This window comes from Streptomyces sp. NPDC052773 (assembly GCF_044547145.1).
GTDB lineage: Bacteria > Actinomycetota > Actinomycetes > Streptomycetales > Streptomycetaceae > Streptomyces.
In genome coordinates, this window is record NZ_JBITZX010000023.1 from 72,360 (window position 1) to 86,743 (window position 14,384).

Below are 14,384 nucleotides of genomic sequence, written 5' to 3' on the forward strand. Positions count from 1 at the left end.
CTGGGCGGCGGGCGCCCCGCCGGGGGGGGCCCACCCCGTGGGGGGGGGGGGGGTGGCGGGGGGGGGGGCCGCCGGGCGGCCCGCGGGGGGGCGGGGGGGGGGGGGCGCCGCCACCCCCCCCCCCCCCCCCTCGTAGTCGCCTCCACGCTGTCCGGATCCGAACGGTGGTCGTCCCTCGGCCGTATGTCCTTATGCGCAGCGAACGGTGGACCCACAGGTGCTTGCGGCACAATGTCCGGTGCCGGAAGCAGGTCCACCCTCCTCAAGTGACGGAATCGGCGTGATGAGCAAGACAGTGCAGGACGTCTCCACCGAGCCCGAGCCGCGGCCCCGGCCGCAGGGCGACGCCGCCGGACCGCGCGCGGTCGGCGGCAGCCGTGCCTTCGCCCTGCTGCTGGTCATCACCGGCGCGGCGGGACTGCTCGCCGCCTGGGTCATCACGATCGACAAGTTCAAGATCCTCGAAGGCAAGGTCAGCGGGGAGACGTTCACCCCCAGCTGCAGCCTCAACCCGATCGTGTCCTGCGGCAGCGTCATGGAGAGCGAGCAGGCGTCCGTCTTCGGGTTCCCCAACCCGATGCTCGGCCTCGTCACCTACGCCGTCGTGATCGGCGTCGGCATGAGCCTGCTCGCCCGCGCCCGCTTCCCGCGCTGGTACTGGCTCACCTTCAACGCCGGCACCCTCTTCGGTGTCGGATTCTGCACCTGGCTGATGATCCAGTCGCTGTACGAGATCAACGCGCTGTGCCTGTGGTGCTCGCTGGCCTGGGTCGCCACGATCGTCATGTTCTGGTACGTGACCTCGTTCAACATCCGCAACGACTTCCTGCCCGCCCCGGCCGGTGTGAAGCGGTTCCTCGGCGAGTTCACCTGGGTGCTGCCGGTCACCCACACCGGCATCATCGTCATGCTGATCCTGACCCGCTGGGGCGCCAGCCTCTGGGCCTGACCCCCGGGCCCGGCGGCATTGTCAGTGGGGTGATTTAGGGTTTCCAGCGTGGAGCCCGACCTGTTCACCGCCGCCGCAGAAGAACGCCAGGAGAAGGACCCGGCCGGCAGCCCGCTGGCCGTGCGGATGCGCCCGCGCACCCTCGACGAGGTGGTGGGCCAGCAGCACCTGCTCAAGCCCGGCTCACCGCTGCGCCGGCTGGTCGGCGAGGGCTCCGGGGGACCGGCCGGACCGTCCTCGGTGATCCTGTGGGGCCCGCCCGGCACCGGCAAGACGACCCTCGCGTACGTGGTCTCCAAGGCCACCAACAAACGCTTCGTGGAGCTGTCCGCGATCACCGCGGGCGTCAAGGAGGTCCGCGCGGTCATCGACGGCGCCCGCCGCGCCACCGGGGGATACGGCAAGGAGACCGTCCTCTTCCTCGACGAGATCCACCGCTTCAGCAAGGCCCAGCAGGACTCCCTCCTCCCGGCCGTCGAGAACCGCTGGGTCACCCTGATCGCGGCGACCACCGAGAACCCGTACTTCTCGGTGATCTCCCCCCTGCTGTCCCGCTCCCTGCTGCTGACCCTCGAACCCCTCACGGACGACGACATCCGCGGACTGCTGCGGCGGGCGCTGACCGACGAGCGCGGACTCAAGGACGCCGTCGCGCTCCCCGAGGACACCGAGGAGCATCTGCTGCGCATCGCCGGCGGCGACGCCCGCCGCGCGCTGACCGCGCTGGAGGCCGCCGCCGGGGCCGCGCTCGCCAAGGGCGAGACGGAGATCGCCCTCACCACCCTGGAGGAGACGGTCGACCGCGCCGCGGTGAAGTACGACCGCGACGGCGACCAGCACTACGACGTCGCCAGCGCCCTCATCAAGTCCATCCGCGGCTCCGACGTCGACGCCGCCCTGCACTATCTGGCCCGCATGATCGAGGCCGGCGAGGACCCCCGGTTCATCGCCCGCCGGCTGATGATCTCCGCCAGCGAGGACATCGGCCTGGCCGACCCCCACGCACTGCCCATCGCGGTCGCCGCCGCCCAGGCCGTCGCCATGATCGGCTTCCCCGAGGCCGCCCTCACCCTCAGCCACGCCACCATCGCCCTCGCCCTCGCGCCCAAGTCCAACTCCGCGACCACCGCGATCGGCGCCGCCCTGGAGGACGTCCGCAAGGGACTGGCCGGCCCGGTCCCCGCCCACCTGCGGGACTCCCACTACAAGGGCGCGACCAAGCTCGGCCACGGGCAGGGATACGTCTACCCGCACGACCTGCCCGAGGGCATCGCCGCCCAGCAGTACGCCCCGGACGCGCTGAAGGACCGGGAGTACTACACCCCGACCCGGCACGGCGCGGAGGCGCGGTACGCGGACGCGGTGGAGTGGACCCGGAAACACCTCGGTCGCAGACGGTCCTGAGCACCCTGTAGACTCGCCTGAAGTGCTGCGTCCCGTGCAGTCAGAACGGGACAGTCAGCCGGAGCCCCGGTCCTCCTGGGATCGGCTCCAGGAGCGTCGCGCACCGTCGAAGGTGTCGCGGGCAGCCCACCACCCACCCGGCAAGCGCCCGGGAACGGTCGGTGGGCCACTCGCGTGCTGCACGTATGTGCCCAGCAAGGGGAGCGGCTGCCCGACAGGTCCCTCCCGGACCCGGCGGGTTTCCCCGGCTGCGGATGCGACCTCCCGAAACCCTGACAAGCCGAACCTAGGAAATGAGAAACAGTGGCGAACCAGTCCCGCCCCAAGGTCAAGAAGTCGCGTGCCCTCGGCATCGCGCTGACCCCGAAGGCCGTCAAGTACTTCGAGGCCCGTCCCTACCCGCCGGGTGAGCACGGCCGCGGCCGCAAGCAGAACTCGGACTACAAGGTCCGTCTGCTGGAGAAGCAGCGTCTGCGCGCGCAGTACGACATCTCCGAGCGTCAGCTGGTCCGCGCCTACGAGCGTGCCTCCAAGGTGCAGGGCAAGACCGGTGAGGCCCTGATCGTCGAGCTCGAGCGGCGTCTGGACGCCCTGGTCCTGCGTTCGGGCATCGCCCGCACGATCTACCAGGCCCGCCAGATGGTCGTCCACGGCCACATCGAGGTCAACGGCCAGAAGGTCGACAAGCCGTCCTTCCGCGTGCGTCCGGACGACGTCGTCCAGGTCCGCGAGCGCAGCCGCGAGAAGACGCTGTTCCAGATCTCCCGCGAGGGTGGCTTCGCCCCGGAGGGCGAGACCCCGCGCTACCTCCAGGTGAACCTCAAGGCCCTGGCGTTCCGCCTGGACCGCGAGCCGAACCGCAAGGAGATCCCGGTGATCTGCGACGAGCAGCTCGTCGTCGAGTACTACGCCCGTTGATCCGGGTGTAGCACCCCTCGCGTCAGCCCGTCGTCTCCCCGCCCTTCCGGGTGGGCGAGGCGGCGGGCTTCTGCATGTCCGCGGCCGGTCCCTGGATACGCCGCACCGCCCCGCGCGGTCCCGGCACCGCGTCCAGGCCGCGCCCCGGCCGCAGCGCCCGGCCGACCGCCTCCTCCCGGTCCAGCCGCTCGCCCTCCCGCACACACGCCTCGTAGCGCTCGTCGCCCAGGCCCTCGCGGGCCATCGCCTCGCACAGCTCGTGCGGCCCGTTGTAGTGCGCCGAGCCGAACAGCGGCAGCCCCACCGACGGCCACATCCGGGACGCCGCACCCTGGAGGACCGCGGCCTCCGCGAGGTCGCCCTCGGTCGCCGTGACCAGCGCCAGCAGCTCGATCGACAGCACGCAGCCGAGCAGATCCCGGAAACCGTGCGCACCGGAGAGGCAGTCGGTCAGCAGCGCGCGGGCACGCCCCGCATCGCCCTCGCTCCACGCCGCGTACGCCAGGACGTACAGGGCGTATCCCCGCGCCCACCGCTCGCCGTGGTCCTCGCACACCCGGCGCACGTCCTCGCACAGCCGGACCGCGTCCGGCAGATCGCCCTGGAACGCCCGGGTCATGGCCAGCTCCACCTGACCCATCAGGACGTTGCTGTTCAGCTCGCCGATCTCCCGGTAGCGGTGCAGCGCCGACCGCAGCAGCGTTTCTGCACGCGCCATGTCGTCCGTGACCAGCGCCAGACAACCGGTGCGGTGCTCGGCGTACGCCAGCGCCGTGGGGCTCGCCGACCGCTCCGCACCCTCCCGGCACTCCTGGAGCGCGGCCAGGGCGGGCACCGCGTCGCCCTGGAGGATGGCCACGTAACCGAGCACCCACAGCGCCTTCAGCCGGGGCTGCTCGTGCCCGGAGTCCAGCGCCAGCGCCCGCTCCAGCCAGTGCCGGCCCTCCGACAGCCGGCCGCAGCCGACCCAGCAGAACCACAGGGACCCCGCGAGGTACTGGCCCAGATGCGCCTCGTCCGGCTCGGTCAGGCAGTACTCCAGCGCCCCGCGCAGATTCGGCAGCTCCGCCTCGACCCGCGCGGCCACCTCGGACTGGCGCGGCGAGAACCAGTCCAGCTCGCACCAGGTCGCCAGGCCCATGTACCAGTCCCGGTGCCGCCGCTGCAGCCGGTCCGCGTCACCGGTCGCCTCCAGCCACTCGGCGCCGTATGCGCGGACCGTGTCCAGCATCCGGTAGCGCACTCCCGCCGCGGTCTCCTCCCGCGCCACCACCGACTGCGCGATCAGCTCCGACAGCACGTCGAGGACGTCGTCCGCGCGCAGCCCGTGCCCGCCGCAGACGTACTCGGCCGCCTCCAGGTCGAACGGCCCGGCGAACACCGCCAGCCGCGACCACAGCAGCCGCTCCTCCGGGGTGCACAGCTCATGGCTCCAGCCGATCGCGGTGCGCAGCGTCCGATGGCGGGGCAGCGCCTCCCGCCCGCCGCCGGTCAGCAGCCGGAACCGGTCGTCGAGCCGGTCGAGAAGCTGCTCGACGCTCAGCGCCCGCAGCCGTCCCGCGGCCAGTTCGATCGCCAGCGGGATCCCGTCCAGCCGTCGGCACAGCTCCCGGACGCGCCGCCCGTCACCGGGTCCGACCCCCTGCCGCGCGGCCCGGTCCGCGAACAGTTCGACCGCGTCGTCCTCGCCGAGCGGGTCCAGCGGGAAGAGCCGTTCACCGGCCACGCCCAGCGGCCGGCGTCCCACGGCGAGCACGGTCAGACCCGGCGCGCCCCGCAGCAGTTCGACCACCAGTCCGGCCACGGTCTCCACCAGGTGCTCGAACCCGTCGAGCACCAGCAGCAGTTCGCGCCCGGCGAGATGGCCGAGCAGCGTCTCACGGGGCAGGCGCGGGGTGTGGTCGGTCAGCCCCAGGGCCTCCACGACGGCGTGGTCGACGAACTCCGGATCGCAGACCGGCGCCAGCTCCACCCGCCAGACCCCGCCGGGCGGCGCGGACCGGGCGGCGGCGCGCGCCGCGAGCCGCGACTTGCCCACCCCGCCGACCCCGGTCACGGTCACCAGCCGCGAGGTGTCGAGCGCCGCCGCCAGGGCACCGAGTTCTGAGTCCCGTCCGACGAATCCGTCGAGCTCCGCAGGGAGATTGCCGGTCAGGGAGGTGTCGCCGCGCTGATGATCCCGCATGACACACGGAGCGTACTGAATCGTATGCACTCCGTACAATCGCCGGGCGCAACTCCGCTGCCCGCGGGCCCTAATCCGGTACGGAGCGGCAGCCCCGGCGCGATAGGCTCGGTGCACGACTTTCTCGATGTACAGGCACGTTTCAGGGAGCGGGTGCACAAGGTGTCCGGTGGAGAGGTGGCCGGGATCCTGGTGGCCGTCTTCTGGGCGATCCTGGTCTCCTTCCTCGCGGTGGCTCTCGCGAGGCTGGCCCAGACGCTCAAGGCGACCACCAAGCTCGTGGCGGACGTGACCGACCAGGCCGTCCCGCTGCTGGCCGACGCCTCCGCGGCGGTGCGCTCCGCGCAGACCCAGATCGACCGGGTCGACGCGATCGCCTCCGACGTCCAGGAGGTCACGTCGAACGCCTCCGCGCTGTCGACCACCGTCGCCTCCACCTTCGGCGGCCCGCTGGTCAAGGTCGCGGCCTTCGGCTACGGCGTGCGCCGGGCGCTGAGCGGCCGCAAGGACGACATGCCCGACCGAGCGCCGCGGCGTACCGTGATCGTGGGCCGGACCGTCCCGGCCTCGCGGCGGGCGAAGCGGAACCTCCGCGGAAAGAAGGACTGAACCGAGCGATGTTCCGCCGTACGTTCTGGTTCACCACGGGTGTCGCCGCCGGTGTGTGGGCCACCACCAAGGTCAACCGCAAGCTGAAGCAGCTGACCCCCGAGAGCCTGGCCGCGACCGCGGCGAACAAGGCGATCGAGGCGGGTCACCGGCTCAAGGACCGCGCGGTGGGCTTCGCCCTCGACGTCCGCGACAACATGGCCCAGCGCGAAGCCGAGCTGGAGGACGCGCTCGGCCTCAACGCGGACCTGGAACTCACCCCGCCGCGGCGCCTCGCCGCCATCGAGAACCGCAACGACCCCCGGTACATCGAGACCACGACGTACCCGTACAACAACTCGTACAACAACCGGAATGAGGACCACTGATGGAGTCGGCTGAGATCCGCCGTCGCTGGCTGAGCTTCTTCGAGGAGCGCGGGCACACCGTCGTCCCTTCGGCGTCGCTCATCGCGGACGACCCGACTCTGCTCCTCGTCCCGGCCGGCATGGTGCCCTTCAAGCCCTACTTCCTGGGTGAGGTCAAGCCGCCGTTCCCGCGCGCCACCAGCGTGCAGAAGTGCGTGCGCACGCCCGACATCGAAGAGGTCGGCAAGACCACGCGGCACGGCACGTTCTTCCAGATGTGCGGCAACTTCTCCTTCGGCGACTACTTCAAGGAAGGCGCCATCAAGCTCGCCTGGGAGCTGCTCACCACGCCCCAGGACAAGGGCGGTTACGGCCTCGACCCCGAGCGCCTGTGGATCACCGTCTACCAGGACGACGACGAGGCCGAGCAGATCTGGCACGAGGTCGTCGGCGTGCCCAAGGAGCGCATCCAGCGCCTGGGCATGAAGGACAACTTCTGGTCCATGGGCGTGCCCGGCCCGTGCGGCCCCTGCTCCGAGATCAACTACGACCGCGGCCCCGAGTTCGGCGTCGAGGGCGGCCCCGCCGTCAACGACGAGCGGTACGTGGAGATCTGGAACCTCGTCTTCATGCAGTACGAGCGGGGCGAGGGCACCGGCAAGGACAACTTCGAGATCCTCGGCGACCTGCCCAGCAAGAACATCGACACCGGCCTCGGCCTCGAGCGGCTCGCCATGATTCTGCAGGGCGTGCAGAACATGTACGAGATCGACACCTCGATGGCCGTGATCAACAAGGCCACCGAGCTGACCGGTGTCCGCTACGGCGACGCCCACGACTCGGACGTCTCCCTGCGCGTGGTCACCGACCACATGCGCACCGCCACCATGCTCATCGGTGACGGCGTCACCCCGGGCAACGAGGGCCGCGGTTACGTGCTGCGCCGCATCATGCGCCGCGCCATCCGCAACATGCGCCTGCTCGGCGCCACCGGTCCGGTCGTCAAGGACCTGATCGACGTCGTGATCGGCATGATGGGGCAGCAGTACCCCGAGCTGATCACCGACCGCGAGCGCATCGAAAAGGTCGCCCTCGCCGAGGAGAACGCCTTCCTCAAGACGCTGAAGGCCGGCACCAACATCCTCGACACCGCCGTCGCCGAGACCAAGGCCGCCGGCTCCACCGTGCTCCCCGGCGACAAGGCGTTCCTGCTCCACGACACCTGGGGCTTCCCGATCGACCTCACCCTGGAGATGGCCGCCGAGCAGGGCCTGTCCGTGGACGAGGACGGCTTCCGCCGCCTGATGAAGGAGCAGCGGGAGCGCGCCAAGGCCGACGCCCAGGCCAAGAAGACCGGCCACGCCGACATGGGCGCCTACCGGGAGATCGCCGACAAGGCCGGGGCCACCGACTTCATCGGCTACACCGACACCGAGGGCGAGTCCACGGTCGTCGGCATCCTCGTCGACGGCGTCTCCTCGCCCGCCGCCACCGAGGGCGACGAGGTCGAGATCGTCCTCGACCGCACCCCGTTCTACGCCGAGGGCGGCGGCCAGATCGGCGACACCGGCAAGATCAAGGTCGACACCGGTGCCGTCATCGAGGTCCGCGACTGCCAGAAGCCGGTCCCGGGCGTCTACGTCCACAAGGGTGTCGTCCAGGTCGGCGAGGTCACCGTCGGCGCCAAGGCCCACGCCTCGATCGACGCCAGGCGCCGCTCGGCCATCGCCCGCGCCCACTCGGCCACCCACCTCACCCACCAGGCCCTGCGCGACGCCCTCGGCCCGACGGCCGCCCAGGCCGGTTCCGAGAACCAGCCCGGCCGCTTCCGCTTCGACTTCGGCTCCCCGTCCGCCGTGCCGCAGACGGTGATGACCGACGTCGAGCAGAAGATCAACGAGGTGCTGGCCCGCGACCTCTCGGTGCACGCCGAGGTCATGGGCATCGACGAGGCCAAGAAGCAGGGCGCCATCGCCGAGTTCGGCGAGAAGTACGGCGAGCGGGTGCGTGTCGTCACCATCGGCGACTTCTCCAAGGAGCTGTGCGGCGGCACGCACGTGCACAAGACCTCCCAGCTGGGTCTGGTGAAGCTGCTCGGCGAGTCCTCCATCGGCTCCGGCGTGCGCCGTATCGAGGCCCTGGTCGGCGTGGACGCCTACCAGTTCCTCGCCCGGGAGCACACGGTCGTCAACCAGCTCACCGAGCTGCTCAAGGGCCGTCCGGAGGAGCTGCCGGAGAAGGTCTCCGCCATGCTCGGCAAGCTGAAGGACGCCGAGAAGGAGATCGAGAAGTTCCGCGCCGAGAAGGTGCTCCAGGCCGCCGCCGGCCTCGCCGAGTCCGCCAAGGACGTGCACGGCGTCGCCCTGGTCACCGGCCAGGTCCCGGACGGCACCACCGCCGACGGCCTGCGCAAGCTGGTCCTCGACGTGCGCGGCCGTATCCAGGGCGGCCGGGCCGCCGTGGTGGCCCTGTTCACCACGGCGGGCGGCAAGCCGCTGACGGTGATCGCCACCAACGAGGCCGCCCGCGAGCGCGGCCTGAAGGCCGGCGACCTGGTCCGCACGGCCGCCAAGACTCTCGGCGGCGGCGGTGGCGGCAAGCCGGACGTCGCCCAGGGCGGCGGCCAGAACCCGGCCGCCATCGGCGACGCCGTACAGGCCGTCGAGCGCCTGGTCGCGGAGACGGCCAAGTAATGCGCAGAGGACGCCGGCTCGCCGTCGACGTCGGGGACGCCCGGATCGGGGTCGCCTCGTGCGACCCCGACGGGATCCTCGCCACGCCGGTGGAGACCGTCCCCGGCCGGGACGTCCCGGCCGCCCAGCGCCGGCTGAAGCAGTTGGTCGAGGAGTACGAGCCGATCGAGGTCGTCGTCGGGCTCCCGCGCTCCCTCAAGGGGGGCGAGGGCCCGGCCGCGGCCAAGGTCCGCGGCTTCGCCCAGGAACTCGCGCGTATGATCACGCCGGTTCCGGTGAGACTCGTAGACGAACGCATGACGACGGTGACGGCCAGTCAGGGACTGCGCGCCTCCGGGGTGAAGTCCAAGAAGGGCCGGTCCGTCATCGACCAGGCGGCGGCGGTGATCATCCTCCAACAGGCGCTGGAATCCGAACGGGTGTCAGGTAAAGCACCCGGTGAGGGCGTCGAAGTGGTCATCTGATCGCGATACGGTAACGTTCCGCGCGATGCGGCGGCATTCGAACAGCCGCCGCACAGCAAGAGGCGGTACGGAACCGAGCCGGAGGGCCGCGACCGCCGCCTCGCGGCTCTAGGGGATCGATGACTGAGTATGGCCGGGGCCAAGGCTCCGAACCGTGGCATCCGGAGGACCCGTTGTACGGGGACGGCGGATGGGGAGGACAGCAGGCCCAGCAGGGCGGGCAGTCCGCCTACGGCGGCCGGCCCCAGCACTATCCGCAGCAGTCGCAGCAGACCCAGCAGTCGGAGTACGGCGACTGGGGCACGGGAGACCAGGCCGGATACGGCCAGGACCAGCAGCAGTACCAGGACTACGGTCAGCAGCAGTACCCCGGCCAGGGCGGTCAGCAGTACGACCAGCAGGGCGGATCGCAGCACGACCAGCAGCAGTCGTACGACAACGGCGGCGGCTGGGCCACCGGCGCGCAGCCGCAGATCCCGTACCCCGCCGAACCGGTCGACCCGTACACCCAGCAGGCGGCGGGCTACGGCGGGGAGCAGCCCGACTTCTACGGCACCCCGGACGCCTATCCGCCGCCGGAGCCGCCGGCCCGCCGCAGCGGCGAACCCGAACCCCACACCGACTGGGACCCGGGCCCCGACCAGGGCGAAGCCGCCTTCTTCGCGGGCGAGGACGACGACACCGACGACGAGCAGCCGGGCGACCGGCGCGGGCGGGGCGGCCGGGGCGAGCGCCGGGGCCGCGGCGGCAAGAACAAGAAGAGCCGCAACGGCATCGCCTGCCTGGTGGTCGTCCTGGTCTTCGGCGGCGGCCTCGCGGGCGTCGGCTACTTCGGGCTCCAGTTCTACCAGGATCGTTTCGGCGCCGCCCCGGACTTCACGGGCGACGGCAACGGCGAGCAGGTCTCCGTCACCATCCCGCCGGGCGCGAGCGGCTCCGAGATGGGCAACATCCTCAAGCGGGCCGGGGTCGTCAAGAGCGTCGACGCCTTCGTCGCCGCCCAGAACGCCAATCCGCAGGGCAAGAGCATCCAGGACGGCGTGTACACGCTGGAGAAGGAGATGTCGGCCGACAACGCGGTCGAACTCATGCTCAGCCCCGAGAGCAAGAACAACCTGATCATCGCCGAGGGCAGGCGCAACGCCGAGATCTACAAGCTCATCGACCAGCGCCTGGAGGTTCCGGCGGGCACCACCGCCAAGGTCGCCCAGGAGGAATGGAAGGACCTCGGCCTGCCCGACTGGGCGCAGAACCACAAGGACGTCAAGGACCCGCTGGAAGGCTTCCTCTTCCCCTCCAGCTATCCGGTCGCCAAGGGTCAGAAGCCCGAGGACGTGCTCCGGCAGATGGTCCAGCGCGCCGGCGCCACCTACGAGGAACTGGGCGTCGAGAAGAAGGCCGAGAGCCTGGGCCTGGAGAACCCGTGGCAGCTGGTCACCGTCGCCAGCCTCGTCCAGGCCGAGGGCACCAGCCACGACGACTTCCGCAAGATGGCCGAGGTCATCTACAACCGGCTCGAGCCCGCGAACCCGCAGACCAACGGCATGCTGGAGTTCGACTCCACGTACAACTACATCAAGAACCAGAGCAAGATCGACCTGACCCTCGCGGAGCTCAGGAACTACGACAACCCGTACAACACGTACTACTACCGCGGTCTGCCGCCCGGACCGATCAGCAACCCGGGCGAGGACGCGATCAAGGGCGCGCTCGATCCGACCGACGACGGCTGGTACTACTTCATCTCGATGGACGGCAAGACCAGCAAGTTCACCAGGACGAACGCGGAGCACCAGCGCCTGGTCGACGAGTGGAACGCTTCGAGGAACAACTGATGGCACCATCCCGCCGAGCCGCCGTTCTCGGCTCGCCGATCGCCCACTCCCTCTCCCCGGTGCTGCACCGCGCGGCCTACGCGGAGCTGGGGCTGACCGACTGGACGTACGACCGCTTCGACGTCGACGAGCAGGCGCTGCCGGGCTTCGTCGAGGGACTGGGCCCGGAGTGGGCGGGCCTGTCGGTCACCATGCCGCTGAAGCGGGCGGTCATCCCGCTGCTCGACGAGATCAGCGACACCGCGGCCTCGGTGGACGCCGTCAACACCGTCGTCTTCCACGAGGACGGCCGCCGCACCGGTGACAACACCGACATCCCCGGCATGGTCGCGGCCCTGGCCGAGCACGGCATCGACAAGGTCGACGGCGCCGCCGTCCTCGGCGCCGGCGCCACCGCCTCCTCCGCCCTCGCCGCGCTGGCCCGGATCTGCACGGGCGAGATCGCCGTCTACGTCCGCAGCGAGGCCCGGGCCGCCGAGATGCGGCAGTGGGCCGAGCGGCTGGACGTCCAGGTCCGCATCGTGGACTGGGCCCGCGCCGAGCAGGCGCTGCGCGCGCCCCTCGTCATCGCCACCACCCCGGCGGGCGCCACCGACGCCCTGGCCGCCGCCATCCCGGAGCGTCCGGCAGCCCTCTTCGACGTGCTCTACGACCCCTGGCCGACCACCCTCGCGGCCCGCTGGTCCGCGTACGGCGGTGCCGTCGTCAGCGGACTCGACCTCCTCGTCCACCAGGCCGTCCTCCAGGTGGAACAGATGACCGGCCGCGCACCCGCCCCCGTGGCCGCGATGCGCCGCGCGGGCGAGCGCGCCCTCGCGGAACGCTAGACGCGGTTCCGCGCCGCGTCCCTCCGGAACGCGGGACCGGCTCCTCACGCTCCCGCCGCCGGTTTCCGCGGCTCGTTTGCGACGCCCTCCCGTCCGCCTGGTGGACCGGCGGATGGGACAACCGCCGGGACGTGGGAGGATCGGAGGTGGCGGGCCAGGGCCGCGCACCCCGGTCGCGCCACCGCCGTACGCGACGACACGCGTCGGCAGGGCAGTACCAGGGCGCGAGCACTGAGGAGCACCGTTGAGCAGGTTGCGCTGGCTGACCGCGGGGGAGTCCCACGGTCCCGCACTCGTCGCGACGCTGGAGGGCCTTCCCGCCGGCGTGCCGGTCACCACGGAGATGGTGGCGGATCACTTGGCGCGGCGGCGGCTCGGCTATGGGCGCGGTGCGCGGATGAAGTTCGAGCGGGACGAGGTCACCTTCCTCGGTGGTGTCCGGCACGGGCTCACCCTGGGTTCCCCGGTGGCGATCATGGTGGGGAACACCGAGTGGCCGAAGTGGGAGCAGGTCATGGCGGCCGATCCGGTGGACCCGGAGGTGCTGGCGGGCCTGGCGCGCAACGCGCCGCTGACCCGGCCGCGGCCCGGCCACGCGGATCTGGCGGGGATGCAGAAGTACGGCTTCGACGAGGCCCGGCCGATCCTGGAGCGGGCCTCGGCGCGTGAGACCGCGGCGCGGGTCGCGCTGGGCGCGGTGGCGCGGTCGTACCTGAAGGAGACCGCCGGGATCGAGATCGTCTCGCACGTCGTCGAGCTGTGCTCGGTGAAGGCCCCGCAGGGCGTGTACCCCACCCCGGCCGACGTCGAGAAGCTGGACGCCGACCCGCTGCGCTGCCTGGACGCGGACACCTCCAAGGCGATGGTCGCGGAGGTCGACCAAGCGCACAAGGACGGTGACACGCTCGGCGGTGTGGTGGAGGTGCTGGCGTACGGAGTGCCGGTCGGCCTCGGCTCGCACGTGCACTGGGACCGCAAGCTGGACGCGCGGCTCGCCGGTGCCCTGATGGGCATTCAGGCGATCAAGGGTGTCGAGATCGGCGACGGTTTCGAGCTGGCGCGGGTGCCGGGTTCGAAGGCGCACGACGAGATCGTGAACACGCCGGAGGGCATCCGGCGCGTGTCGGGCCGTTCCGGGGGCACCGAGGGCGGGCTGACCACGGGTGAGCTGCTGCGGGTCCGCGCGGCGATGAAGCCGATCGCGACCGTGCCGCGCGCGCTTCAGACCGTGGACGTCACCACCGGCGAGGCGGCCCAGGCCCACCACCAGCGCTCCGACGTCTCCGCGGTGCCGGCCGCCGGCATCGTCGCGGAGGCGATGGTCGCGCTGGTGCTGGCGGACGCGGTGGCGGAGAAGTTCGGCGGCGACAGCGTCACCGAGACCCGCCGCAACGTGCGGTCGTACCTCGACAACCTGCACATCCGATGAGCACCGGTCCTGTCGTCGTCCTGGTCGGCCCGATGGGCGTGGGCAAGTCCACCGTCGGGCAGCTCCTCGCGGAGCGGCTGGGGGTCGGCTACCGGGACACCGACGACGACATCGTCGCCGAGCAGGGCCGCGCCATCGCCGACATCTTCGTCGACGAGGGCGAGCCCGCCTTCCGGGCCCTCGAGAAGCGGGCGGTGCACAGGGCACTCGCCGAGCACGACGGTGTCCTGGCGCTCGGCGGCGGCGCGATCCTCGACGCCGACACCCGCGCCCTGCTCGCCGGGCAGCGCGTGGTGTACCTGTCGATGGACGTCGAGGAAGCGGCCCGGCGCACCGGTCTGAACGCCGCCCGGCCGCTGCTGGCGGTCAACCCGCGCAAGCAGTGGCGCGAGCTGATGGAGGCGCGCCGGCATCTGTACGAGGAGGTGGCCCGCGCGGTCGTGGCCACCGACGAGCGCACGCCGGACGAGGTCGCCCAGGCGGTGCTGGACGCACTGGAGTTGAAGGAAGCATGAGCGAGTCCGTGACGCGGATCCAGGTCGGCGGCACCGCCGCCGGCGCGCCCTACGAGGTCCTGGTGGGCCGGCAGCTCCTCGGCGAGCTGGCCGGACTGATCGGCGACAACGTGACCCGGGTGGCCGTGATCCACCCCGAGGCGCTGGCCGAGACCGGCGAGGCGCTGCGCGCCGATCTGGCCGGGCAGGGCTACGAGGCGGTCGCGATC

Annotated in this window: 11 protein-coding genes and 2 pseudogenes; 12 read left to right on the forward strand and 1 reads right to left on the reverse strand. The window is 71.5% G+C overall.

What is annotated here, in order from left to right; genetic code table 11:
- The first annotated feature begins 283 nt into the window (after positions 1–283).
- The 3 genes from ACIG0D_RS33795 to rpsD all read left to right on the forward strand — a co-directional run bounded on the left by ACIG0D_RS33795 (position 284) and on the right by rpsD (position 3,271).
- Positions 284–949, forward strand: coding sequence for a vitamin K epoxide reductase family protein (locus ACIG0D_RS33795; protein ID WP_399808824.1), 666 nt, complete (start codon positions 284–286; stop codon positions 947–949).
- A gap of 48 nt (positions 950–997) precedes the next feature.
- A complete protein-coding gene (locus ACIG0D_RS33800) occupies positions 998–2,353 on the forward strand; it encodes a replication-associated recombination protein A (protein WP_399808827.1) in 1,356 nt (451 codons plus the stop codon).
- A 303-nt stretch (positions 2,354–2,656) separates the two neighbouring features.
- Positions 2,657–3,271 carry a 30S ribosomal protein S4 gene (rpsD, locus tag ACIG0D_RS33805; RefSeq protein ID WP_365763773.1) on the forward strand — a complete coding sequence of 205 codons (615 nt, stop codon included), beginning with the start codon at positions 2,657–2,659 and terminating at the stop codon, positions 3,269–3,271.
- Positions 3,272–3,293: 22 nt separating this feature from the next.
- On the opposite strand, the gene ACIG0D_RS33810 is transcribed toward rpsD, so the two are convergent.
- A complete protein-coding gene (locus tag ACIG0D_RS33810) occupies positions 3,294–5,456 on the reverse strand; it encodes an ATP-binding protein (RefSeq protein WP_399808830.1) in 2,163 nt (720 codons plus the stop codon).
- 153 nt (positions 5,457–5,609) lie between these two features.
- Here ACIG0D_RS33810 and ACIG0D_RS33815 point away from each other — a divergent pair, with 153 nt between their 5' ends.
- The 9 genes and pseudogenes from ACIG0D_RS33815 to ACIG0D_RS33855 form a co-directional block, all read left to right on the forward strand.
- Positions 5,610–6,065 (forward strand): DUF948 domain-containing protein, encoded by a 456-nt coding sequence (locus ACIG0D_RS33815; protein ID WP_399808832.1) that lies wholly within the window; start codon positions 5,610–5,612, stop codon positions 6,063–6,065.
- Between the two features lie 8 nt (positions 6,066–6,073).
- Entirely contained in the window at positions 6,074–6,433 is a 360-nt protein-coding gene (locus tag ACIG0D_RS33820) for a hypothetical protein (RefSeq protein ID WP_399808835.1), read from the forward strand.
- Positions 6,433–9,105: an alanine--tRNA ligase gene (gene alaS / locus ACIG0D_RS33825; protein WP_399808838.1), complete on the forward strand. Its 2,673-nt coding sequence runs from the start codon at positions 6,433–6,435 to the stop codon at positions 9,103–9,105. Before ACIG0D_RS33820 ends, alaS begins: the two co-directional genes overlap by 1 nt.
- Positions 9,105–9,569, forward strand: a complete 465-nt coding sequence (ruvX, locus tag ACIG0D_RS33830; protein WP_399808841.1) for a Holliday junction resolvase RuvX — start codon at positions 9,105–9,107, stop codon at positions 9,567–9,569. Before alaS ends, ruvX begins: the two co-directional genes overlap by 1 nt.
- A gap of 119 nt (positions 9,570–9,688) precedes the next feature.
- Positions 9,689–11,404, forward strand: a complete 1,716-nt coding sequence (gene mltG / locus ACIG0D_RS33835; protein WP_399808843.1) for an endolytic transglycosylase MltG — start codon at positions 9,689–9,691, stop codon at positions 11,402–11,404.
- Positions 11,404–12,231 (forward strand): shikimate dehydrogenase, encoded by an 828-nt coding sequence (locus tag ACIG0D_RS33840; RefSeq protein WP_399808846.1) that lies wholly within the window; start codon positions 11,404–11,406, stop codon positions 12,229–12,231. The genes mltG and ACIG0D_RS33840 overlap by 1 nt, the downstream gene beginning before the upstream one ends.
- 244 nt (positions 12,232–12,475) lie before the next feature.
- Positions 12,476–13,660 carry a chorismate synthase gene (aroC, locus tag ACIG0D_RS33845; protein WP_365763789.1) on the forward strand — a complete coding sequence of 395 codons (1,185 nt, stop codon included), beginning with the start codon at positions 12,476–12,478 and terminating at the stop codon, positions 13,658–13,660.
- A gap of 32 nt (positions 13,661–13,692) precedes the next feature.
- A pseudogene (locus tag ACIG0D_RS33850) lies at positions 13,693–14,097 on the forward strand (shikimate kinase); the annotation flags it as partial.
- Positions 14,043–14,384 (forward strand): annotated as a pseudogene (locus ACIG0D_RS33855) (3-dehydroquinate synthase); the annotation flags it as partial. The pseudogenes ACIG0D_RS33850 and ACIG0D_RS33855, both read left to right, overlap by 55 nt.